General features: G+C 55.8%; 21 protein-coding genes, 1 tRNA gene, 1 other RNA gene and 1 riboswitch. Of the genes, 15 read left to right on the top strand and 8 right to left on the bottom strand.

Translation table 11 applies throughout. From position 1 onward, the window contains the following. The first annotated feature begins 120 nt into the window (after window positions 1–120). From RV1423_RS16360 to ssrS, 3 genes are all read left to right on the top strand, one after another. A complete protein-coding gene (locus RV1423_RS16360; RefSeq protein WP_034298593.1) occupies window positions 121–345 on the top strand; it encodes a BRLZ domain containing protein in 225 nt (74 codons plus the stop codon). Then, window positions 345–653 carry a cell division protein ZapA gene (locus tag RV1423_RS16355; protein WP_197034951.1) on the top strand — a complete coding sequence of 103 codons (309 nt, stop codon included), beginning with the start codon at window positions 345–347 and terminating at the stop codon, window positions 651–653. Before RV1423_RS16360 ends, RV1423_RS16355 begins: the two co-directional genes overlap by 1 nt. 182 nt (window positions 654–835) lie before the next feature. Continuing rightward, window positions 836–1,014, top strand: a non-coding RNA gene (ssrS, locus tag RV1423_RS29100) — 6S RNA. A 120-nt stretch (window positions 1,015–1,134) separates the two neighbouring features. On the opposite strand, the gene nrdR is transcribed toward ssrS, so the two are convergent. After that, window positions 1,135–1,617, bottom strand: coding sequence for a transcriptional regulator NrdR (nrdR, locus tag RV1423_RS16350; protein ID WP_034298588.1), 483 nt, complete (start codon window positions 1,615–1,617; stop codon window positions 1,135–1,137). Window positions 1,618–1,736: 119 nt separating this feature from the next. Next, complete coding sequence (glyA, locus tag RV1423_RS16345; protein WP_034298585.1) at window positions 1,737–2,984, bottom strand: serine hydroxymethyltransferase; 1,248 nt, start codon at window positions 2,982–2,984, stop codon at window positions 1,737–1,739. Window positions 2,985–3,141: 157 nt separating this feature from the next. Further along, a riboswitch (ZMP/ZTP riboswitch) is annotated at window positions 3,142–3,245 on the bottom strand. Window positions 3,246–3,402: 157 nt separating this feature from the next. Between glyA and RV1423_RS16340 the strand changes: the two genes are divergently transcribed. From RV1423_RS16340 to RV1423_RS16290, 11 genes are all read left to right on the top strand, one after another. Beyond that, complete coding sequence (locus RV1423_RS16340) at window positions 3,403–4,152, top strand: SDR family oxidoreductase (RefSeq protein WP_034298583.1); 750 nt, start codon at window positions 3,403–3,405, stop codon at window positions 4,150–4,152. 11 nt (window positions 4,153–4,163) lie between these two features. Further along, entirely contained in the window at window positions 4,164–4,643 is a 480-nt protein-coding gene (gene ybgC, locus RV1423_RS16335) for a tol-pal system-associated acyl-CoA thioesterase (protein ID WP_034298581.1), read from the top strand. A 123-nt stretch (window positions 4,644–4,766) separates the two neighbouring features. Continuing rightward, window positions 4,767–5,468: a protein TolQ gene (gene tolQ, locus RV1423_RS16330; RefSeq protein WP_034298578.1), complete on the top strand. Its 702-nt coding sequence runs from the start codon at window positions 4,767–4,769 to the stop codon at window positions 5,466–5,468. Continuing rightward, window positions 5,468–5,896, top strand: a complete 429-nt coding sequence (locus tag RV1423_RS16325) for an ExbD/TolR family protein (protein WP_034298576.1) — start codon at window positions 5,468–5,470, stop codon at window positions 5,894–5,896. The genes tolQ and RV1423_RS16325 overlap by 1 nt, the downstream gene beginning before the upstream one ends. 1 nt (window position 5,897) lies before the next feature. Next, window positions 5,898–6,824, top strand: coding sequence for a cell envelope integrity protein TolA (gene tolA, locus RV1423_RS16320; protein ID WP_034298574.1), 927 nt, complete (start codon window positions 5,898–5,900; stop codon window positions 6,822–6,824). Window positions 6,825–6,827: 3 nt separating this feature from the next. Next, window positions 6,828–8,129: a Tol-Pal system beta propeller repeat protein TolB gene (tolB, locus tag RV1423_RS16315; protein ID WP_373419968.1), complete on the top strand. Its 1,302-nt coding sequence runs from the start codon at window positions 6,828–6,830 to the stop codon at window positions 8,127–8,129. 36 nt (window positions 8,130–8,165) lie between these two features. After that, window positions 8,166–8,690 carry a peptidoglycan-associated lipoprotein Pal gene (gene pal, locus RV1423_RS16310; protein ID WP_034298572.1) on the top strand — a complete coding sequence of 175 codons (525 nt, stop codon included), beginning with the start codon at window positions 8,166–8,168 and terminating at the stop codon, window positions 8,688–8,690. 5 nt (window positions 8,691–8,695) lie between these two features. Next, window positions 8,696–9,457 (top strand): tol-pal system protein YbgF, encoded by a 762-nt coding sequence (gene ybgF, locus RV1423_RS16305; RefSeq protein WP_034298570.1) that lies wholly within the window; start codon window positions 8,696–8,698, stop codon window positions 9,455–9,457. 54 nt (window positions 9,458–9,511) lie between these two features. Then, window positions 9,512–9,587 (top strand) — tRNA-Lys (locus RV1423_RS16300). Window positions 9,588–10,183: 596 nt separating this feature from the next. Beyond that, window positions 10,184–10,915: a DUF2076 domain-containing protein gene (locus RV1423_RS16295; protein ID WP_034298567.1), complete on the top strand. Its 732-nt coding sequence runs from the start codon at window positions 10,184–10,186 to the stop codon at window positions 10,913–10,915. A gap of 177 nt (window positions 10,916–11,092) precedes the next feature. Then, window positions 11,093–12,280, top strand: coding sequence for a Tat pathway signal protein (locus RV1423_RS16290; protein ID WP_231502326.1), 1,188 nt, complete (start codon window positions 11,093–11,095; stop codon window positions 12,278–12,280). 165 nt (window positions 12,281–12,445) lie between these two features. On the opposite strand, the gene RV1423_RS16285 is transcribed toward RV1423_RS16290, so the two are convergent. The 6 genes from RV1423_RS16285 to RV1423_RS16260 are packed head-to-tail and all read right to left on the bottom strand — an operon-like array spanning window position 12,446 to window position 18,655. Beyond that, window positions 12,446–13,888 (bottom strand): ATP-binding protein, encoded by a 1,443-nt coding sequence (locus tag RV1423_RS16285; protein ID WP_081768850.1) that lies wholly within the window; start codon window positions 13,886–13,888, stop codon window positions 12,446–12,448. Between the two features lie 30 nt (window positions 13,889–13,918). Beyond that, complete coding sequence (locus RV1423_RS16280; RefSeq protein ID WP_034298563.1) at window positions 13,919–14,773, bottom strand: HDOD domain-containing protein; 855 nt, start codon at window positions 14,771–14,773, stop codon at window positions 13,919–13,921. Beyond that, complete coding sequence (locus RV1423_RS16275; RefSeq protein WP_034298561.1) at window positions 14,770–15,093, bottom strand: hypothetical protein; 324 nt, start codon at window positions 15,091–15,093, stop codon at window positions 14,770–14,772. The genes RV1423_RS16280 and RV1423_RS16275 overlap by 4 nt, the downstream gene beginning before the upstream one ends. 6 nt (window positions 15,094–15,099) lie before the next feature. Further along, on the bottom strand, window positions 15,100–15,918 hold the full coding sequence (locus RV1423_RS16270) for a response regulator (RefSeq protein WP_051516722.1): 819 nt from the start codon (window positions 15,916–15,918) through the stop codon (window positions 15,100–15,102). 43 nt (window positions 15,919–15,961) lie between these two features. Then, the gene (locus RV1423_RS16265) at window positions 15,962–17,311 is read right to left on the bottom strand and encodes an HD domain-containing phosphohydrolase (protein ID WP_034298559.1); all 1,350 of its coding nucleotides are present in this window, start codon (window positions 17,309–17,311) and stop codon (window positions 15,962–15,964) included. A 45-nt stretch (window positions 17,312–17,356) separates the two neighbouring features. Then, on the bottom strand, window positions 17,357–18,655 hold the full coding sequence (locus tag RV1423_RS16260; protein WP_034298557.1) for an ATP-binding protein: 1,299 nt from the start codon (window positions 18,653–18,655) through the stop codon (window positions 17,357–17,359). A gap of 306 nt (window positions 18,656–18,961) precedes the next feature. On the opposite strand from RV1423_RS16260, the gene RV1423_RS16255 reads away from it, so the two are divergent. Next, a complete protein-coding gene (locus RV1423_RS16255) occupies window positions 18,962–21,493 on the top strand; it encodes an EAL domain-containing protein (RefSeq protein WP_034298554.1) in 2,532 nt (843 codons plus the stop codon). The last annotated feature ends 49 nt before the right edge of the window (window positions 21,494–21,542 follow it).

The following is a 21,542-nucleotide window of genomic DNA, read 5'->3' as shown; positions in this document are numbered from 1 at the left end:
CAGTCTTTGCGACAATCTAGCGTCAATTCTGTAACCGTCTGCAACCGATTCGCTATTTGTCGTGCCGGACGTCGCCAACAGAATATAATGGCGCACATCTTTTGCACTACACCTGAGGCCATGAGCTCCGAATTCCACCAACTCTCAGAGAAAGTCGCGCAACTTGCCGCCCTGACTCAGTCATTGCGCCGCGAAAACGCCGACCTGCGTCTTAACGTCTCCGCGCTGACCAACGAGAACGCGGATTTGTCGCGACGCATGGAGGAAGCCCATCAACGTGTGGCCGCCTTGCTGGAAAAACTGCCGACGGCAACACCGGCGCTCAATGAAGAGGAGACCGCGTGATGCAGCTTAACGTTTCCATCATGGGCCATTCCTACACGCTGGTATGCAAGGAAGACGAAGAAGCCACGCTGCGGCAAGCCGTCGCTTATCTTGATGAAAAAATGTGCGCGATCCGCGACGCAGGCAAGATCAAGGGCAACGATCGCATCGCCGTAATGGCGGCGCTCGGCATTGCGGCCGAGCTGTTGTCGACGCAGCCGGGCGACGGTCCGTTTGCGGGACTGACGGTAGCAGAATGGAAGCAAAGCATTGCTGCCATGCATACCGTTCTGGATGAAGCGCTGGCGCCGCAAGAGAAATTGTTTTAAGTCTGCTCCTGCACCACTTTTCCCAGCTCTGCCGTTTTCAAAAATTGGTCTGCGGGAAACTCATTCGCAGCGCGCTATCGTCATCGGTCGGGCGCATGAAAATCCACTTCGCGTCCTGAGCGAAAATACCTTCGAATTTTTACGCAAAGGCTTTGACAAGGATGGCGAATAGAGTAGACTTAAGTCTCCTGCCGTGTTCGCGAATACCATATATTCCTTGAACCATTTATGAGCATAGGTTGCGGGAATTTGTTTGATGGGCGTGAGCGTCGCTAGTCCGATGAACCCGAAATTGAACTAACCGTAGCCACCTTGAACCGTTTGGTTCGGGATGCCGGTATAGCGGCACAGGCGGGACTGAACACTAAAGCGACTGTAGAAATACAGTCGCTTTTTTTATGCCTTGCTGATTATGATTGAGCAATGCCGTGAAGAGAATAGGGCGCCACAGAAGCCGCAGACAAGGCAACCGGACCCGTATTCAGTCGTTGCGCTTTTTCGCTGCGGCCTTGCGCTCATGGCCGACTTCGGCGATCGCGTCCTGGAATTCGGTGACGTCTTCGAAGCTCTTGTAGACCGATGCAAAACGGATGTAGGCGATCTTGTCGAGGCGCTTGAGTTCGCGCATGACGAGTTCGCCGACCTGCCCCGACACCACTTCGCGGGCGCCGCTGGACAATAGTTTTTCCTGAATGCTCTGGATCGCGGCGTCGACGGCTTCGGCCGACACCGGACGCTTGCGCAGCGCCAGCATGAGACTGGCGCGCAATTTGGAAGAATCGAATTCGCTGCGGCTGCCATTCTTCTTGACGATGACCGGCATCGTCAGCTCAATGCGCTCGTACGTCGTAAAACGTTTGTCGCAATTGGCACAACGACGACGGCGACGAATCGCATCGCCCTCTTCCGAGACGCGCGTGTCCAACACCGGCGTGTCGTCATGATTGCAGAAGGGACATTTCATAGAGGCAAGTAGAAGCAGACCACAGGGTTGATACCGGAGACCATCTTACTGCGCCTGCGGCCTTCGCAACAGCGAAAGCCGCAGGATGAGACAACTACTTTACTGAACTGCTTGTCGCATTACGCGGCGTAAACCGGGAAAGCGTCGGTCAGCTTCTTGACTTCCCCCTTGACGCGTTCGATGGTCGCCGCGTCATGCGGATTGTCCAGCACGTCGGCGATCAGGTTACCGACCTTGATGGCTTCCGCTTCCTTGAAGCCGCGCGTGGTCATCGCCGGGCTACCCAGACGGATACCGGAAGTCACGAATGGCTTCTCGGGATCGTTCGGGATGGCATTCTTGTTGCAGGTCATGTGCGCGGCGCCGAGGATAGCTTCGGCTTCCTTGCCGGTGATCTTCTTGGCGCGCAGGTCGACCAGCATCACATGCGATTCGGTGCGGCCCGATACGATACGCAGGCCGCGCTCGATCAGGGTCTTGGCCAGTGCGTCGGCATTCTTGACGACTTGTTCCTGATAGACCTTGAATTCCGGCGACAGCGCTTCCTTGAACGCCACGGCCTTGCCGGCAATGACGTGCATCAGCGGACCGCCCTGGATGCCCGGGAAGATTGCGGAGTTGATGGCCTTCTCATGCTCGGCCTTCATCAGGATCACGCCGCCGCGCGGACCGCGCAGCGATTTGTGCGTGGTCGATGTGACGAAGTCGGCGTGCGGCACGGGGTTAGGATAAACGCCTGCGGCGATCAGGCCGGCGTAGTGCGCCATGTCGACCATGAAGTAGGCGCCGATTTCCTTGGCGATCTTTGCAAAACGTTCGAAGTCGATGCGCAGTGCGTAGGCGGAAGCGCCGGCGATGATCAGCTTGGGCTTCTTTTCGCGCGCCAGACGCTCCATGGCTTCGTAGTCGATTTCTTCCTTGTCGTTCAGACCGTAGGAGACGACATTGAACCACTTGCCGGACATGTTCAACGCCATGCCGTGCGTCAGGTGACCGCCTTCGGCGAGCGACATTCCCATGATGGTGTCGCCGGGTTTCAGCATGGCGAAGAACACGCCTTGATTGGCTTGCGAACCCGAGTTCGGCTGCACGTTGGCGGCTTCGGCGCCGAACAACTGCTTCAGGCGATCGATTGCCAGTTGTTCGGCCATGTCGACGAACTCGCAACCGCCGTAGTAACGCTTGCCAGGATAGCCTTCGGCGTATTTGTTGGTCAGTTGCGTACCTTGCGCTTCCATAACGGCAGGCGAAGTGTAATTTTCAGAAGCGATCAGTTCAATATGCTCCTGCTGACGGACGTTTTCCTTCTGGATGATGGACCACAGTTCGGGGTCGACATTCGCGATAGTGTGATTCTTTGCAAACATGATTTCTCCAATGGATAAGGGTGCGCCTGAAGCACATCAGCCGGTGCCGCCCAAAGATAATAAGCACAATAGGCAATGCCGACTTGAAGTGACTTCCAAATCGATGAGGGCCGATGATAAATAGGGAATTGCAGGCAGCCTCAATCTACGTTCCATTCAGGGCTGCCCAGGCGCACGGCTAATGAAATCTCACGCTTCCCGATGGATATCCATCTTGTGCCGGAACGGGGTCCGGACTTTTCGCCAGTCACGTGAGACGAAATGGTTTGCGCATTGTAAGTGAAGGCTCCGGATTCGGCAAGATTTGCCTCCACCCGGTCAAGTGCAAGCGTTGCATCTCGCTCAGCGGCGCTTTGGGCTACAATTTCGGGTTATGGATGCAGAAATGCATAATCCGACGCAAATAGGGAGAATACAGATGATCGTTTTGATTACAGGTGCAACAGCCGGTTTCGGCGCCGAAATGGCGCGCAAATTTGTGCAAAATGGTCATAAAGTGATCGCCGCAGGCCGCCGCAAGGATCGCCTTGAAGCGCTGGCCGCCGAATTCGGCGACAAGGTGCTGCCGCTGGTGCTGGACGTCACTGACAAAAATTCCATCGGTTCCGCACTGGCCAGTCTGCCGCAAGGCTGGCAGGAGATCGACGTATTGATCAACAACGCCGGCCTCGCGCTCGGGCTGGAACCGGCGCATCAGGTCGCGCTGGAAGACTGGGAAACCATGATCGACACCAACGTCAAAGGCCTGGTGACCATGACGCACCATATCCTGCCGAGCATGGTCAAGCGCGGCAGCGGTCTCATCATCAACCTCGGCTCCATTGCCGGCGCCTATCCGTATCCAGGCGGCAATGTTTACGGTGCCACCAAGGCCTTCGTCGACCAGTTCACGCTGAACCTGCGCGCCGACCTGGTGGGCACCGGCGTGCGCGCCACCAACCTCGCACCCGGCCTGTGCGGCGGCACCGAATTCTCCAACGTACGTTTCAAAGGCAACGACAGCGCCGCAGCCAAGGTCTATGAAGGCACCACCCCGCTCACAGCAGCAGACATCGCCGAAGCAGCATACTGGGTCGCCACCCTGCCGGCGCACGTCAACATTAATTACATCGAACTGATGCCAACTTGCCAAGGTTTCGGACCGTTGAACATCAAACGGGTCCAGTAAAAAACGCCGTAATGTCAGATTCATCCGATAAAAAAAATAGCAGCAGCAACGGCGTCGGCAACGACGCCTTTACCTGGCCGGTCCGGGTCTACTACGAAGACACCGATACCGGCGGCGTCGTGTTTTACGCCAACTATCTCAAGTTCTTTGAGCGCGCGCGCACCGAATGGCTGCGCGCGCTGGGTTACTCCCAACAAACGCTGACCGAATCCGCAGGGCTGATCTTCGTGGTCAAGAGCACCGCCGTGGATTACTTTGCACCCGCGCGGCTGGACGATGAACTGAAACTGACCGTCGTGGTCGAACAGTTCCGCAACGCGTCGATGACTTTCATCCAGGAAGCCTGGCGCACTCAGGGAATAGAACAAACATTGCTGGCGCGCGGCCACATCGTCATCGTCTGCGTCGACGCGGCGAGCTTCCGCCCCCAGGCCATTCCTGGAGAAATGCTGGCCCGCCTCAAGGGGAATTCATACGCGATCCAACCATGACCGACTGCCAATCGATGATCTACGCGACCGCTGCAACATGCTCTTCATGCCTGCCGTCAGCTAATTGAAAAATTTTGCACGTACAATTGAACATCTCCGACTGAACCCCGACTCCTCTCCCCCATGAACGTCACTCAAGATCTATCCTTCTTCACCCTGATCACCAATGCATCCGTCATTGTGCAATTTGTCATGTTGCTCTTGCTGTCGGCGTCCGTTTTCAGTTGGACTTACATCTTTCGCAAGATGTTCACGATTCGCAGCGCACGCATCCAGACCGAAGAATTCGAGCGCTCGTTCTGGTCCGGCGGCAACCTGATCGCGCTATACCAGGACACGCTGTCCAACCGTCGCAAGGGCAGCGGCCACGGCGGCGCCCTGGAACGCATCTTCCAGGCCGGCATGGGCGAATTCAACAAAGCCAAGGCGCAAGTCGGCAAAGGCGCGGCAATCGACTCCAGCGGCTTGCTGGACGGCGCCCGGCGCGCCATGCGCGCCGCTTACCAGCGCGAAATGGATGCGCTGGAATCGCACCTGGCCTTCCTCGCGTCCGTCGGTTCCGTATCGCCCTACGTCGGCCTGTTCGGCACCGTGTGGGGCATCATGAACGCCTTCCGCGGCCTCGCCAACGTACAACAGGCGACGCTGGCGGCGGTTGCCCCCGGCATTGCCGAAGCGCTGATCGCCACCGCCATCGGCCTGTTCGCCGCGATCCCTGCAGTGGTTGCCTACAACCGCTATTCGCATGACATCGACCGCCTGGCGATCCGCTTCGAAAGCTTCATCGAAGAGTTCTCCAACATCTTGCAACGTCAGGCACGCTAATGGCAGGCCCAACCATGCGCGGGGGACGCACCCGCAAGTTCAAGTCTGAAATCAACGTCGTTCCCTACATCGACGTCATGCTGGTGCTGCTGATCATTTTCATGGTGGCCGCGCCGGTCAACGACCCGAGCGTCATCAACCTGCCGACCGCCGGCAAGTCGACCGTGCCACCCAACGAATACATCGAAATCGCATTGAAGCCCGACGCCAAGGCCACCATCAAGGTCAACGGTCCCAAGCGCGGCGAAACACAGACAGCCTCCAGCCGCCCCGACCTGACGCAAAAGCTGCAGGCGCTCCATGCGGACAGCCCGGAGATGCCGGTGATGATTTCCGCCGACAAAGACATCAAATACGACGAAGTGATCCAGGTCATCGCCTCAGCCAAGAAGCTGGGCATCACCCGAGTGGGACTGGCAACGAAGTAATATGAGCGCTCCTTATCAAGTACCGAGACAACCGGGCCGCTGGCGCGCCATTGCGCTGGCGGTGGTGGTCCACCTGGCCTTGCTGGGCTTCCTCTGGTTCGGCATCAACTGGCAGAGCCAGACGCCGCTGACCGTCGAAGCGGAAATATGGGATCCGAATGTCAAGGAAGCCGCTCCGCTGCCTCAACCCGAACCAGAGCCTGAACCGCCGAAACCGACTCCGCAGCCGACACCTGAACCAGTCAAGCCGCCGTCACCCCCACCGAAGGTCGAAGAACCTCCTGTAGTGAAGCCCGATATTGCACTGGAAAAAGAGAAGGAAAAGAAGCGCAAGGAGGCAGAAAAGAAAGCGCGTGAAGAGAAGGAAAAAGAAGCCAAGCTCGAACGCGAAAAAGAAGACCGCCTCCTGAAGAAGGAAAAACAAGAGAAGCTGGAAGCCGACAAGAAGCTCGCCAAGCAGAAGGAAGATGCCGAAGCCAAGAAGAAAGTCGAAGCAGACAAACTGGCTGCCGAGAAGAAACAGAAACAGCAAGCCGCCGACAACAAGGCTGCCGAACAGCGTCGCCAGGATGACCTGAAACGCATGATGGGCCAAGCCACCAGCGCCAGCGGCGGCACCGGCACCGCGGCCCAATCGCAAGGTCCGCGCGGCGCGGCCGATTACGGCAGGAAGCTGGGCGCGAAGATCCGCTCCAACACCATCTTCGATGTGCCCGGCGAGTTAAGTGCGAACCCGGCGGTAGAATACACTGTCGAACTGCTGCCGGACGGCATGGTGCGCAGCATCCGCAAGAACAGAACATCCGGCATTCCGGGTTTTGACGAAGCTGTCCTACAAGCGATTAACAAATCGCAACCTTTCCCTCCCGACAAGGACGGCAGGGTGCCGAACAGCTTCACTTTCACCCATTTACCGAAAGATCAGTAACCGATGATGAGACACTCGCGTAACTTACCGCTCAGTTTTCGCCGCCTGGCCGGCATTGCTCTGACCACCGTGGGTATTGCCATTGCGCCTGCCTCGCACGCGGAATTGCGTTTTGAAATTTCCGGCGTCGGCGCCAGCCAGATCCCGGTTGCCATTGCCTCCTTCCCGGGTGAAGAAGGTGCGCCACAACAGATCACGTCCATCGTCAAGGCCGATCTGACGCGCAGCGGCGTCTTCAAACTGATCGACAACAACGACGCGCTGTCCGATGCCTCCGCCATCAACTACGGCGACTGGAAGAACCGCGGCGCCAATGCACTGGCCGTGGGCAGCGTGCAGCGCCTGGCCGACGGCCGCTTCGATGTGCGCTATCGCCTGTTCGACACGATCAAGGCCAGCCAATTGTCGGCGCTGTCGTTCGCCAGCCAGCCTCAACTGATCCGCCTGACCGCGCACAAGATCGCCGACGACATCTACGAAAAACTGACCGGCATCCCCGGCATCTTCTCCACCCGCATCGCCTACGTGACACGCTCCGGCAAGGAATACCGCCTTGAAGTCGCCGACGCCGACGGCGAAGGCGTGCAGGTCGCGCTGCGCTCCAACGAGCCGATCATCTCGCCAGCCTGGTCGCCTGACGGCGGCAAGGTGGCTTATGTTTCCTTCGAAGCCAAGAAACCGGTCATCTACATCCAGAACCTGGTGACGCGTCAGCGCACGCTGGTGGCCAACTTCAAGGGCAGCAACTCGGCCCCGGCCTGGTCGCCCGACGGTTCGCGCCTGGCGGTGGCGTTGACGCGCGACGGCCTGACTCAGGTCTACATCATCAACGCCGACGGCAGCGGCCTGCGCCGCCTAACCAATACCGCCGGCATCGACACCGAGCCGCGCTTCTCTCCAGACGGCAATGCCATCTACTTCACCAGCGACCGCAGCGGCGGCCCGCAAATCTACAAAGTCAGCCCGAATGGCGGCGACGCCCAGCGCGTGACATTCAGCGGCAGCTACAACATCAGCCCGAGAATTTCCCCGGACGGCAAGACTTTGGCGTATATTTCCCGCCGCGAAGGCAAATTCCAGTTGTATGCGATGGATCTGACCAATGGCCAGGAACAACGCCTGTCCGACACCGTCAAAGATGAGTCGCCCAGCTTTGCGCCTAACGGCAAATACATCATGTACGCGACGGAATCGGGCCGTCGCGGATCGCTGGCCATCGTTTCCGTCGATGGCCGGATCAAACAGCGCTTAACAACCCAGATCGGCGATGTCAGGGAGCCGACCTGGGGACCGTTCATGAAATAAAGATTATTCACATTCATTCACGACAAGGAGTATCAGATGCGCACATTCAGTTCTTTCGCAATCGTTCTTTCCGCAGCCATGCTGCTGGCGGCATGCTCGTCCACCAAACTGGACGACAAGAATGCACCGGTTGAAAGCCGTTCCACCACAGGCGCGACCGACGGCGTCGATCCACGCGCCGTCAACACCGTCAACACCAACGCTGATCCGCTGAACGATCCGCAAGGCATCCTCTCCAAGCGCAGCATCTATTTCGACTATGACAGCTACACCGTCAAGGACGAATTCCGTTCGGTAGTCGAAGCGCACGCCAAGTACCTGACCTCGCACAAGGATCGCAAGGTCATCATCCAGGGCAACACCGATGATCGCGGCGGCACCGAGTACAATCTGGCGCTGGGTCAGAAGCGCGCCGAAGCCGTGCGCAAGGCGTTAGTCCTGCTGGGCGTGTCTGATGCGCAGCTCGAAGCCGTTTCCTTCGGCAAGGAAAAGCCGAAGGCCCTGGGCAACGACGAAGCGGCATGGGCTGAAAATCGCCGCGCCGACATCGCTTACCAATAAGACCTATGCGCACTTCCCTGAAAACCGCGCTCAAGTCGGTTTCCGCAGCGGCCGTGCTGGCCGCTGTCGCCAGCCTGCCGATGACGGCGCATGCAGGCTTGTTTGACGACGACGAAGCGCGCAAGGCCATCCTCGACCTGCGCAACAAAGTCGATGCCCTGCAAAAGGACGTCGCCAATAAATCGGACAAGAACAGTGCGCTGAGCCTGTCCGACCAAGGCGACCAATTGCGCCAGGAAATCGCCAAGCTGCGCGGCCAGGTCGAAGTCCTCAGCAACGAACTGGCCAACACGCAACAGCGCCAGAAAGACTTTTACGTCGACCTCGATGCCCGCCTGCGCAAACTGGAACCGCAAAAAGTCACCATCGACGGCAAGGAAGCCAGCGTCGACCTGAATGAGCAAAAAACCTATGACGCCGCCCTGAACATGTTCAAAGGCGGCGACTACAAGGGTGCCGGTGCAGCCTTCAACGACTTCCTGAAACGCTATCCGCAATCCGGTTATGCGCCGTCGGCACAATACTGGGTAGGCAATTCCCTGTATGCGCAACGCGACTATAAGGGAGCGATCGCGGCTCAGCAAGTGGTGGTCAAAAACTATCCCGACAGCCCCAAGGTAGCGGACGCGATGCTCAACATCGGCAGTTCTTACGTGGAGCTCAAGGACAAGGCGGCGGCAAAGAAAGCCTGGGATGCGCTGATTGCGAAGTACCCGGAAAGTCCGGCAGCGCAAACGGGAAAAGAAAAATTGGCGACGTTGAAATAGTTTTCCTACCTGTTTGACACGATTGATCGATTTTGCATATAATAGCGGTCTTTCGGGTCGTTAGCTCAGTTGGTAGAGCAGCGGACTTTTAATCCGTTGGTCGCAGGTTCGAGTCCCGCACGGCCTACCAGAAATACCAAGGGTCTAGATGAAAATCTAGACCCTTTCGTTTTTTGAACACGACAAAACGCGACAGCTTTTTTGTCGTGCCTTCCACAGGCGATTCTTGCTGCTGCATCGCGCGTAACGGTCCACCATCTGGGAAAATTTCCAGCCACCAAATTCTTTCAGTTCATCGCGAGACGTTCCTGCCTGACGATGTCACGATGTCCATGTGTGACGTAAATCATAAAACCGGAAATCTTGAATTCCCATTTTCGCCAGCGCTGTATGCCACGCTGAGTTCGATGGCTCCCACGCAATCCGGCTAGCCTGATACGTAAAGCAATAGCGAGGATCCACTTAATGTTCTGCCTGCTCAATCAGGACATCAAGTCAAGTGCATCCTGATTGAATGACACCTTTCTATCCGAAACGACGTGCCGCTGATAGCCGCGCTGGCTCATTTCATTTCTCTGCCACGCCTCGGCCATGTTACAAGCTGTTTCGAACTTTGCAATTGCCGTCACAAACGCATGGGGATATCACGCGCATAATAAGCTCCTGGCCGTCTGAAGGCGGCTTAACATTTTCATGTCTATATTGCACAAGCAGGGAGCCAGCATCATGAGTCCTCAAGAAACGCAAGCGCTGCAAGATTTTCTCAATCAACTGACGCAGGTACGTGGTATCGGCAAAGACCCGCAAGCCGATGCGATGATCGCGGCGGCTGTTGCGCAACAGCCGGATGCAGCTTACCTGCTGGTACAACGAGCGCTGTTGATGGAACAGGCACTCACGGCGTCCAAGGCGCAGATAGCGTCGTTGCAAAGCCAGTTGCAAGCCTTCCAGTCAGGCGCAGCCCCGGCGCGTGGTTTTCTCGACAGCAATGCCTGGGGCAATGCGCCTGCGGCGGCTGCACGTCCCGCCCCATTCCCTGCTTATGCATCCGGCTATACACCGGCGCCTGCACCCGTACAGGCGGCTCCGCAATATCCAGCCACGCCGACTCCCTCCTCGGGTTTTTTCGGTGGCGGCCTGGGAAGCACTCTGAGTACCGTCGCGGCTACTGCAGCCGGCGTGGCCGGTGGCGCTTTCTTGTTCCAAGGAATCGAACATTTGATGAATGGCGGCAGCGGCTCCGGATTGATGCATCAGAATGGATTGAGCGCACCGGTGGAAAACGTCGAAAACACCACCGTCAACAACTACTACGGCGGCGATTCCGACAAGGATCGTGCCCAGGCCCGCGACGACAGCAGCAATGAAGCAGCATCCAGCGATGCCTTTGCGGACCTCAGCAACATTGACCTTGCCGACAGTAGCGACAGCGGCGGTTACGATGATTCCATGGTGTGATCGCGCTGCATGGCCGGCAAGAAAGAAAGCCACTTGCGGGTTACGTCGATAGGAGGTGTCTGAGATAGCCGGACAAGACTGCCGCACAAAATGCCACCCTCAACACCGCGAAGAGGCCCTTGTTGCCTGATCGTATGGCACTGCAAATGACCCCAAAGACAAATCGAGGACCTCGCCATGCCTATCACGAATGAGAAGCCGTCAGATCAGAAGCGGATCGTCGCCTCGCTGCTTTCGGAATGCCGCGTGCCAACGCCAGGAGAAGCCGCCATGCTGATGCGCAGAAAAGTCGTTCTGGGTGCCGTCGCTTGCAGCGCCCTCTCGCCGGCGTTGGTCGCATGTTCATCGGGTGCGAACGAGCAAGACGTCGCGCGCGCCCTGCGCCGCCCGCTTGCAGGCGACGGTGACCGTGCCCTTCTGATGCGGGAACTGGTGCGCTACGCCACGCTCGCGCCATCCAGCCACAACACGCAATGCTGGACTTTCCGCCTACAGGACCAGGCCATCGTGATCGCCCCGGATCTATCGCGGCGCTGCCAGGTCGTCGATCCCGACGACCACCATCTCTACGTCTCTCTCGGCTGCGCCATCGAGAACCTGGTTCATGCCGCGCTCTCTGTCGGCCTGCAGGCCGAAGTCCACTTTGACCCTGCTGGCCTGGGCGACATTACCGTGGACCTGAAAACCACGAGGGCCTCGGTTACGCCGCTGTTCCAGGCCATTACCGAACGCCAATGCACCCGCAGCGACTACGACGGCAAACCGATTTCGAACGAAGAACTTCGGCTCCTTCTGCGAGCAGGAACCGGCAATGGCGTGCGGCTGATGCTACTGACCGAGCGCGCAGCCATCGAAAAGGTGTTGGAGTACGTGGTGGCGGCGAACACCGCACAGATGGCCGACACAGCATTCGTCGCGGAACTGAAAACCTGGATCCGCTTCAGCGCTGCCGAGGCGGAACGCACAGGCGACGGCCTCCTCTCCGGATCAACCGGCTATCCAGGCATGCCGCATTGGCTGGGAAGTCTGCTGATGGGCCTGTTCTACAAAGCCAGTTCCGAGAACGAGCGCTACGCCAGGCAGATCCGCAACTCCTCAGGCATTGCCGTGTTTGTGTCCGAAGCGAACGACAAGGCGCACTGGATCGAGGCAGGCCGCTGCTACGAGCGCTTTGCGCTGCAGGCCACCGCGCTCGGCCTGCGCAACGCCCACCTAAATCAGCCCATCGAGGTCGGGGCGATCCGCCCCCACTTCGCCTCAGCGTTCGACCTCGGCAACCAGCGGCCGGATCTGGTTGTGCGATTCGGCCGCGGGCCTGCGATGCCGCTGTCCATGCGTCGACCTGTTCAGGCCGTACTTGTTTGAAATGGCGGCAGCGTATCGGCGAGTCCTAGCCGCGCCCTGACGTATTGAGTAGATCCAGGCTGCCATAGCAAACTGATTCCCCCGAATCTCAAGCGTGAAGCAGCCAGACGATACAAGTAATGTCGCGCGCATCAGCTTCCCTCGATGATCTGAGACCCAGACGGTCTAAGCCTCCTCCTGAGTCTCGTGTTTGACAGGCAAGCGCAGCGTAAACGTCGTCCCTTGTCCGAGCACGCTGCTGACGCTGATGCTTCCATGATGTTTCTGCATGATCCCATACGATAAGGACAAGCCTAGCCCCGTTCCTTGCCCGATGGGCTTGGTCGTAAAGAATGGATCGAATATTCGCGAGACATTCTCAGGCGCAATCCCGGCCCCCGTATCTCCTATCTCGATCTGGACCTCTTTGCCCACCAAGCTGGTCGTGATCGATATCGTGCCGCGCCCTTTTTCGATTGCGTGCGCCGCATTCACGACCAGATTCATGACAACCTGGTTGATCTGGCTTGGCAAGCATTCGACGTCCGGCAAATTTCCATAATTCTTGACGACGTCCGCTTTGTATTTGATCTCGTTATTCACAATATTCAAGGTGGAGTCTATGCCATGATGCAGGTTGGCCCATTGCCATTCCAATGCGGTATCGGTCCGGGAGAAATCCTTCAAGTCCTGAACGATCTTTCTGACGCGTGTGATACCTTCCCGGGATTCGCTCATCAAGGCCGGAATGTCTTCTTTCAGATAGTCGATCTCGATCTCTTTCTTCACCGTGCTCAATTCGTTGGCCGCCTCTGCCGAATCGCGGTTGCTTTCGGCTTTTTCATACGCATCGAGAATTCTCAGCAGAGAGTCGATATAGGTTTCAAGGGTGCTGAAATTGGAAAAAATATAGCCGATGGGATTGTTGATCTCGTGAGCGACTCCCGCCGCAAGCTGCCCTATCGACGCCAACTTGTCTGACTGCATGAGCTGTTCCCGCGTCATCGATAATTTACGGTTCACATCGGTCAGCTCTGCGTTTCGCCGAACCAGTTCAGTCTCCGCCGCCGTGCGGCGACGGAGATCCTCTTCCATTTTTTCATTCGCCGCGGCGAGTTCATGTGTACGCCTTACCACCTGCAATTCCAGTTCCTGATGCATTCTTCTCAGGTCCAGTTCCGCGGACTTCTGTGCAGTGACATCTTGCAGAACTTCAATAGCGCCGACAATCTCTCCGGAAATTGCACGCAACGGTGCGGCGGAAAAATACAGCCATCGTCCGCCCGGCCCAAGGTGGGGGAAGAATTTCTCGGCTTCTACGGCGCCGGGAATGACGGCGGAACTACGAAATTTGTCATCGTCGTGATAGTACGTGCCAACGACATTCTCGAGGGAGCCGGCGACGATGAGATCGGCAAGAACAGGACGTTCGTAGAGATAGAACGGCTTCCATTGATTCTTGGTGCCGACCATTTGCGAAGCCGGGACGCCGAGAATATGCTCGCAAGCCTTGTTCCAATGCGTGATGACATGATTGCTGTCGATAGCAAATGCCGGTACCGGACAACCATCAAAGAACTCGGATATTTGCGGTTCGGATACTGCGTTTTGCGGGCTGACAAATGACACGGCGTCTTCCTCCGGATAGACTCGATCCGATCAGACCTTGGCGGTCGCCACCAAGATCATGCAGGCTTCTTCAAATTGCATTTCGGTCGCCTCGAAAATTTCCATCAAGGCAGTCTCCTGCAGTCCCAGCAAATCCCATTCCATTTGCGAAATGCCCGGTACGCGATCATGCTCTCCTCCGCTCAGGTCCAGTCCATAAGCGATGGCGTCGGCAACCGCCACCAGCGACGCAGCCCGATGATGTTCATGAGGATTCGTTTCGCTTGCAGCGTTCAACGTATCGACGATCGAGGAAGGAAACTTCCAGTGCTGGAGAACCGCTCTCCCTGCAGTCTTGTGATCGATGCCCAGTATATGTACTTCCGCCGCAATCAGGTCGCCGTCATGTACTGAGCGCCAGCTCAAAACTTCCTGATAACGCATGGGCGAATAAGTCGCCAGGACCAGACGGCCTATGTTGTGCAACAGCCCTGCGATGAAAGCCGAATCCTGATTGAGGCCGAGACATTTGGCGATCGCCTTGGCAGCCAGGGCCGTGGCAATGGAGTGCTTCCAGAACTCTGCGTAGTCCAATCCCTGCGATTTTCCGGCCGAGAAGGTTTCGACCACCGCAGCAGCGGTAACCAGCGAGCGCACGCTGTTAAATCCCAATACGGCGACCGCGTGCGGAATCGATCCCACTTTACTTTGCATGCCATAGAACGACGAATTGGCCAACCCCAATACCTTGGCGGTAAGCGCTTGGTCATGCGATATCTTTTGCGCCAGCGTGTTCGTATCCACATCGCTGTTATCCAATGCATTGATGAGCTCAATGACAATATTCGGCAACGACGGAAGCTGGAGTACGGCGTCGGTGATTTCTTCACTGGTCAACGGACTCATTGCGCTCTCCTTGTCCGGTAAGAGCGCAAGCAGTCTAGCAATAACTGGTTTGGCGCGCTATCCTGACTGGTCTGGAACAGCACATCCAGTCTTTGCAACGCCTGTACCAAGGACCGGCTCTGCTCTTCATCCGTCGCTGGCCGCTCCACGCGGACATGCCTTACTCCGCGTTGCCTTAATGCCTCGATCGACTTGGCTGTGAGTTCCACACCTGGTGATATCAGGCGCGCACCGGCTTTATCCAGGACAGCCTCGGCCAACATCATTCCCGGCAAGGCGGCATCCAGAAGCACTTCTTTTGTGGAGTCGTTGGCAGCCATAAAATCTTAAGGAGTGGTTATCTTGATAAGTGTCATGAGTTTCCCCCTAGAACGGGAGTTTCGTCCCATAGGATGAGTCAGCACCTTATATCGCTCATCGTTAATGTCGATCTCCGTACTTGTCCGGTTCCACGCCCGCTCCAGATCCGGTGTGTCGCGCGCCATCTTCATGCCGAGCATCATATGCGAACTCCCGAACAATGCTTGTGCTGCGGCGTTGACGAACACGATATTTTTTTCGTCATCGATACCCAGAATCGGCGTGCTGACATGCTCCAGAATCTCGTGCGTAATCTGGAGGCTCACTTCATCCGTTTCAATACGTTCTTCTTTTTCTCGCAAGAGCTTGTCCAGTTCCCGGTTGGTCGCTTCCAAGGCAAGATTGGCGACCTGCAATTGCTGATGAAGACGCAAATTCTCATCCGCCATTTCTTTGCGCCTGAATGCCTCCGCAACATGGCCGCGCAGTTGAACATCATCCCACGGCTTGGTCAGGAATTTGTAAACCGCCCCTTCATTGACGGCATCGGTGACGGATTGCAGCTCTGTATAACCGCTTAATACGATACGGATAGTGTCCGGATAAGATTCCTTCGCAAGACGCAGAAACTCCACTCCCGTCATGCCTGGCATGCGTTGATCGGTGATGATGACATCTACCAATCGTTCTTTTAAAACCTCCAATGCTTCCTGGCCGTTATTTGCGGTCACGATGTCGTACTTGTCCTGACGCAGCAGGCGTTTCAAGGCCGACAAAATATTGGCTTCATCATCGACCAGCAGCAAGGTACGTTGAGGACACTCAGAAACCGGTTCTTCCGACATGTTTTCCCACTCCCGCATTAAACATGCACATTAAGCATATGTATTAAGCATCTTTTTCCAGCACTTTGACCGATATCTGTAAAGCGGTGTCTTCCAATTGTTCAAACTTGCGGATCTGGTGAATATTGCTTTCTGTAATCAGCGAATCACGGACAATAAGAAGGACGCCCTCCTGCGTACGCAGATCCTCGGCTAATTGCATACCGACCTCAAGGTCCCGGGACTTGATATCGCGCGACCGTTCCGCAAGCAGCGAGTCGCCGTCATTGACGAGTTCGACAAAGTTCTCGACCACAATCGGGTCGTAGCGATGTCCGCTTTGCGATTTAATCACCTGAATCGACTTATCCAGCGGCAGCGGCAAGGTCGCAATCGCGCCGGAACGCAATGCTTCAAAATCGCGCGCGACGGCAAGAATGCGAGAACCCAGGGGAATGCTGTCGCCGGCGATGCCATCCGGCATGCCGCGCCCGTCGTAGCGTTCATATTGGTACAGGATCAGATCCCCTACGTGGTTGAACGCCGCTACGGGCGTCAATACCATATGCCCCTTGACGGGATGCGCCATAAAAGCCCGCGACTCCTCGCCGGACATCTTTTCCTGCGGTTTGCGAATCAGGTCGTCGGGCAGTCCGATTTTGCCGATCGCATGCAGCAGGCCGGCAATCGCCAGATCCTGTATCTCCGCATCCGTCAATTTGAATTTTTTGCCGATTCTCCGGCACAGAGCACTGACGCGATCGGATTGTCCACCCAGCATGCCGGATCGCAATTCGATCATGTTTGAGAAGACTTTCAGCATCGTCAGGAAATTCAGCTTGATTTCCGCCTGGCTGTTTTCCAGAAACATGACCGTCTGGCGGATTTCCTCGGTGCGCGCCTGTACCTGCTTTTCAAGCCGGGCATTGAATGTCAGCAGCTCTTCATTCTGCTTTCGCACCACTTCGTTGAGCCGCGCCGCTTCCCTTTTCAGATGCTGCTGTTCAAGTGCGCGCTGTATCGTCAGCAGAAGATCCTGTTCGTCCCAGGGCTTTTGCAGATAGTGGTAAATGCCTCCTTCGTTGATGGCGGATACCGTTGACGTAATCTCGGAATATCCGGTCAACAAGATGCGCGTGATCTCCGGATATCGCTCTTTCGCTTTCCCGAGAAACTGCGCGCCTGTCATTTCCGGCATGCGCATGTCCGAGATAATCAGATCGACAGCATGCTCCTCCAGCAGCCTCAATCCCTCGGCGCCGCTCTCGGCAGTAATGAGGGTATAGCCTTTGGGCCTGAGCACGCGCTTGAGAGACGACAGGATGCTCGCTTCGTCATCAACCAGCAGTATGACGGAAGGCGGCGCTGCTTTTTCCACATGAGATTGTTCTGATGCAGTGACGATATTCGACATTCGTGAGGCCCTCTGTGTTATCTGATCGCAATTATTTTCTCTGATTCAACCTATATTGACGTGCGGTTGATTGACGGGCAGGCACACCGTAAAACAAGTACCGACGCCGACCTCGCTTTGCACCTCGATACGACCGCCATGCTTCTGGACGATCCCGTATGACAAGGACAAACCCAAGCCGGTGCCGCTGCCGACAGGCTTGGTCGTAAAAAATGGCTCAAAAATCCGCGACAGATTCTCAGCCGGTATGCCGCACCCCGTATCCTGGACACTGATGTACACCCACTCATCCCTGCATTCCGTACGGATGGTGATAGTTCCTCTTTCGGCAATGGAATGGGCCGCATTGACCAAGAGATTCATGAATACCTGATTCAACTGTGACGCAAGACCTTTTACCAATGGAAGCTCGCCGTGATGCCTTTCAATGACCGCCTTGTATTTCAATTCATTGTTGGCGATGGTGATCGTACTTTCCAGGCCCTTCGCGATGTCTACCATTTGCCAATCGCTCTCGCCGACATGCGAAAAATCCTTTAGCGATTGCACGATATCCTTGACCCGCTTGAGGCCGTCCAGCGATTCGGCGATCAGGTCGACAACGTCGTCTCGCAAATAGGCCAGATCGGCCTCGACGCTCAATTGCTTCGCCTGCTTTTTCAAGTCCTCGCCGAGTTCGTCTCCCTGCAATAATTGCTCCTGACGACTCACGACCAGAAGCAGCTTGTCGACATACGTCTGCAGCGACTTCATATTGGAACTGACGAATCCGACGGGGTTATTGATCTCGTGCGCCACGCCCGCCGCCAATTGACCAATGGACGCCATCTTTTCAGACTGCAGCAACTGGGCCTGGGCCTCCTTCAGTTTCTCTATCAGGCTGCGCTGCTCTTCTCCGGTGCGATGCAGGGCTTCCTCCATCAATTTTCGCTCGGTGATATTGGTCAACGAGCCAATGACTTCGATCGGGTTGTTATTTTCATCCCGAATCAAGCGCAGGCTGTCATGCATCCATAAATAGCGCTTGTCTTTTGTCAGGAAACGATACTCATAGGCCCGCTCCCCCTCCACAAACAACAAGGCCAGGCTGGAAAAGATGTTCGGCGCATCATCGGGGTGGATATGATCGAACCAGAAATTGGGATCGTCAACCATCTCCTGCGGCGCATATCCCAATACCCTCGAAGCGTTTTCGCTGACGAACGTCATCTTGAAATCACCGGAAGGCACACTGCTGTATATAATCGCAGGAGTATTGGCGATCAGATACTCAAACCTTTGCGTAATTTCCATCGGCTGCGCGACCGGCGAGTTCGATTCGAAGGTTTCAAATTGTTGAGTCATGATCTATAGGGTATGGCCTTACAGATACGCGGTAACAAAATCGGGGTCGATATTTATCGTTTCATTCTTTTCCGACTCTTGCTCTTATGCACACTTCGATGAAGCTGGTCCATATGGTCGTATTATTATCAGCAAAGACCTTCGCAGGCAATTCAATTTGATCCACTTGCCGAATGAGGCGACCGCACGGGCATGGATTGTCTTTAGGTTCTTATCGGAATAACATGAAACGAACAAACCCGCCGCAAGCGGGTCCGCTGCTGGCAGCAATATGCGTCCGACCATTCTTTCTTCGGCAGGAAGTCCATGTATAAAGAAGCGGCCTTTTCAGAGCATCCTTCTTACTCGGAAGAAAACCTCCGCATTATCTTTGTCGAAGACGTCGTAGAAGATGCGGCGCTTGTGCATGAGATGCTTGAGCGTTCCGGCCTGAGCTCAACGCTGGAGCGGGTGGACACGGAGGCGGCCTTTTTAGAAGCGATCGGCCGCCATGCCGATGTGATCTTGTGCGACTTTTCGCTCCCCAGCTTTGATGGCATGACCGCGCTTCAAATAGCCAAGGAGAAAGCTCCCGCCATCCCTTTCATTTTTGTCTCCGGCACCATCGGCGAAGAACTGGCCATCCAGGCGCTGCGGTTCGGCGCCTACGATTATGTTCTAAAAAACAATATTGCCCGCTTGCCATCGTCTGTACGTCGGGCGCTGCAGGAATCACACGAACGCTCCATCCGCAGAAGAACGGAAGAAATATTGTCCGCGGAAAGCAACTTGCTTTCCACCGTCTTTGATACCGCGGGGGCAATAGGGGTCATGCTTGACGCCGAAGGACGCATTCTCCGATTCAATCAGGCCGGGGAGAAGTCCACAGGGTATGCCAGCGAAAATGTCCTGGGGTTATGTTTCTGGGACATATTTTTCACTCCGACACAGGCGCAAAGCGAAAGGGAACGATGCCAGCAGGATAAATCCGCATTCCCGATGCAATATCCAAGCCAATGGCTGACGCATGACGGCCAAGTCCGTTCGGTTCTCTGCTCTCTCAACGTTCTTGAGAATCGCCACTTCAAAACCATCTTTATCCTCAGCGGAATCGACATTACGGAATGGCGCGAGGCAGAAGAAAAAATTTATCATCTCAGCCATTTCGACCATATCACCGGATTGCCGAATCGCGCCGTATTGAGGGACCGTCTTGAGCAAGCCATACGTCGTCATGAATCCCACGGAGGATTGGTGGCTCTGCTGCTGGTCGAGTTAAACGGTCTCGCAAAAATCCGCGATGCTTTCGGCGCCCAGGCCGGCATCGCATTGACAATCGCAGTGGCGCAGCGCCTGCAATCCTGGAAACCTTCGGAGCAAGCGACCGTCACCCAACACTCAGAGGGCGTATTCGCCGTCTTGCTGGAAGAAGTCAGGAAAAGCGAGATTGATCTTATCGTCCAGGAACTGATCCAGATATTGGAAAACTCCTATTCGATTCCCGGACAGCAAAGCATTCATCTCCAGCCAAAAATTGGAATTTCCATCTACCCCAACGACGGAAAAACGAGTGAGACCCTATCGCATTTTGCAGAAATCGCCTTGCATCGGGCACAAGAAAAGATACATGACCACTATCAATTCCATTCACCGGGACTCAATCAGGAGATCGCCAAACGCCATGTGCTGAGCAATCAGCTACGTGAAGCGATACGACAAGATGAACTGGTCTTGCACTATCAGCCGCAGGTGTCTTTGAAGAACGGAAAAATCACCGGATTTGAGGCCCTGGTCCGATGGAATCATCCTGAACACGGACTGCTGATGCCGGCAGAGTTTGTTTCGCTCGCGGAAGAGTCGGACCTCATTCTCGCTGTGGGAGAATGGGTCTTGCGGGCAGCCTGCCTGCAATGCAAGGAATGGGAGCGGAAGGGATTCAATCCGGTGACCATTGCCGTGAACCTGTCGGCAATGCAATTCACTGAAAAGAATCTGAAGGGCCTGATTGGCCAGATCCTTTCAGAGTCCCAAATGGATCCGCAATATCTCGAACTGGAACTGACGGAAAGCGTCTCCATGGACGATCCCGAAAAAAGTATTGCGATCATGGTTCACTTGCGCAAACTCGGCGTCACGCTATCCATCGACGACTTCGGTACCGGTTACTCCAACCTCAGCTATCTGAAACGGTTTCCTGTCGGCCGGCTCAAAATTGACAAATCTTTTGTCCGCGATCTGGTTGACGATCCACACGATCTTGCCATTTGCAGGTCTATCATCGCCATCGCCAAAAGCCTGCATCTGGAGGTCGTCGCTGAGGGCGTCGAAACCGCCAACCAACTGAAAATACTGCATGCGGAGGGATGCGACAAGATCCAGGGATATTATTTCAGCGTTCCGCTCCCGGCCAAGGACTGTATATCTCTCCTTGAACGCGACATTTCCTTGCCCCTGGACAGCATAAGGCGCAGTCCCTATGCACGTTCTTTGCTTGTGGTCGACGATGAAGTGAACATCCTGGCGGCGATCAAGCGCGTGCTCAGCCGTTCCGGCTATCAGATATTCACGGCAAACAATGCAGCCGAGGCTTTCGATATTCTTGCCAACCATCAGATCGGAGTAGTCCTGACAGATCAGCAGATGCCGGACGTCCTCGGGACGGAACTCCTGGAAAAAGTGAGATTTATGTATCCGAACACCGTACGGATCATGCTGACCGGCCATGCCAGCCTCAACAGTGTCACCCACGCCATCAACCAGGGTGCGATTTATAAATTTCTTGTCAAACCATGGGATAACGACGAGTTGGAAAAAACGATTCTGGGAGCGTTTGAAAAATTTGAAGCCGCGCTCAAGTAGCGCAGGATTTCAAGCCGTCTTGAATAAGCACACTCAAGGCACGGCGCAA

Origin of the sequence: Herbaspirillum sp. RV1423, from assembly GCF_000577615.1 — a bacterium.
Lineage (GTDB): Bacteria > Pseudomonadota > Gammaproteobacteria > Burkholderiales > Burkholderiaceae_D > Herbaspirillum.
Note: the sequence above shows the minus strand (reverse complement) of the source record. Positions and strands in the feature narration are given on the sequence as shown.

Excerpts from the sequence above, each read along its gene's own strand:
- RV1423_RS16360 (WP_034298593.1), top strand. The coding sequence starts at position 121 with ATGAGCTCCGAATTCCACCAACTCTCAGAGAAAGTCGCGCAACTTGCC.
- RV1423_RS16355 (WP_197034951.1), top strand. The coding sequence starts at position 345 with ATGCAGCTTAACGTTTCCATCATGGGCCATTCCTACACGCTGGTATGC.
- nrdR (WP_034298588.1), bottom strand. The coding sequence starts at position 1,617 with ATGAAATGTCCCTTCTGCAATCATGACGACACGCCGGTGTTGGACACG.
- glyA (WP_034298585.1), bottom strand. The coding sequence starts at position 2,984 with ATGTTTGCAAAGAATCACACTATCGCGAATGTCGACCCCGAACTGTGG.
- RV1423_RS16340 (WP_034298583.1), top strand. The coding sequence starts at position 3,403 with ATGATCGTTTTGATTACAGGTGCAACAGCCGGTTTCGGCGCCGAAATG.
- ybgC (WP_034298581.1), top strand. The coding sequence starts at position 4,164 with ATGTCAGATTCATCCGATAAAAAAAATAGCAGCAGCAACGGCGTCGGC.
- tolQ (WP_034298578.1), top strand. The coding sequence starts at position 4,767 with ATGAACGTCACTCAAGATCTATCCTTCTTCACCCTGATCACCAATGCA.
- RV1423_RS16325 (WP_034298576.1), top strand. The coding sequence starts at position 5,468 with ATGGCAGGCCCAACCATGCGCGGGGGACGCACCCGCAAGTTCAAGTCT.
- tolA (WP_034298574.1), top strand. The coding sequence starts at position 5,898 with ATGAGCGCTCCTTATCAAGTACCGAGACAACCGGGCCGCTGGCGCGCC.
- tolB (WP_373419968.1), top strand. The coding sequence starts at position 6,828 with ATGATGAGACACTCGCGTAACTTACCGCTCAGTTTTCGCCGCCTGGCC.
- pal (WP_034298572.1), top strand. The coding sequence starts at position 8,166 with ATGCGCACATTCAGTTCTTTCGCAATCGTTCTTTCCGCAGCCATGCTG.
- ybgF (WP_034298570.1), top strand. The coding sequence starts at position 8,696 with ATGCGCACTTCCCTGAAAACCGCGCTCAAGTCGGTTTCCGCAGCGGCC.
- RV1423_RS16295 (WP_034298567.1), top strand. The coding sequence starts at position 10,184 with ATGAGTCCTCAAGAAACGCAAGCGCTGCAAGATTTTCTCAATCAACTG.
- RV1423_RS16290 (WP_231502326.1), top strand. The coding sequence starts at position 11,093 with ATGCCTATCACGAATGAGAAGCCGTCAGATCAGAAGCGGATCGTCGCC.
- RV1423_RS16280 (WP_034298563.1), bottom strand. The coding sequence starts at position 14,773 with ATGAGTCCGTTGACCAGTGAAGAAATCACCGACGCCGTACTCCAGCTT.
- RV1423_RS16275 (WP_034298561.1), bottom strand. The coding sequence starts at position 15,093 with ATGGCTGCCAACGACTCCACAAAAGAAGTGCTTCTGGATGCCGCCTTG.
- RV1423_RS16270 (WP_051516722.1), bottom strand. The coding sequence starts at position 15,918 with ATGTCGGAAGAACCGGTTTCTGAGTGTCCTCAACGTACCTTGCTGCTG.
- RV1423_RS16265 (WP_034298559.1), bottom strand. The coding sequence starts at position 17,311 with ATGTCGAATATCGTCACTGCATCAGAACAATCTCATGTGGAAAAAGCA.
- RV1423_RS16260 (WP_034298557.1), bottom strand. The coding sequence starts at position 18,655 with ATGACTCAACAATTTGAAACCTTCGAATCGAACTCGCCGGTCGCGCAG.
- RV1423_RS16255 (WP_034298554.1), top strand. The coding sequence starts at position 18,962 with ATGTATAAAGAAGCGGCCTTTTCAGAGCATCCTTCTTACTCGGAAGAA.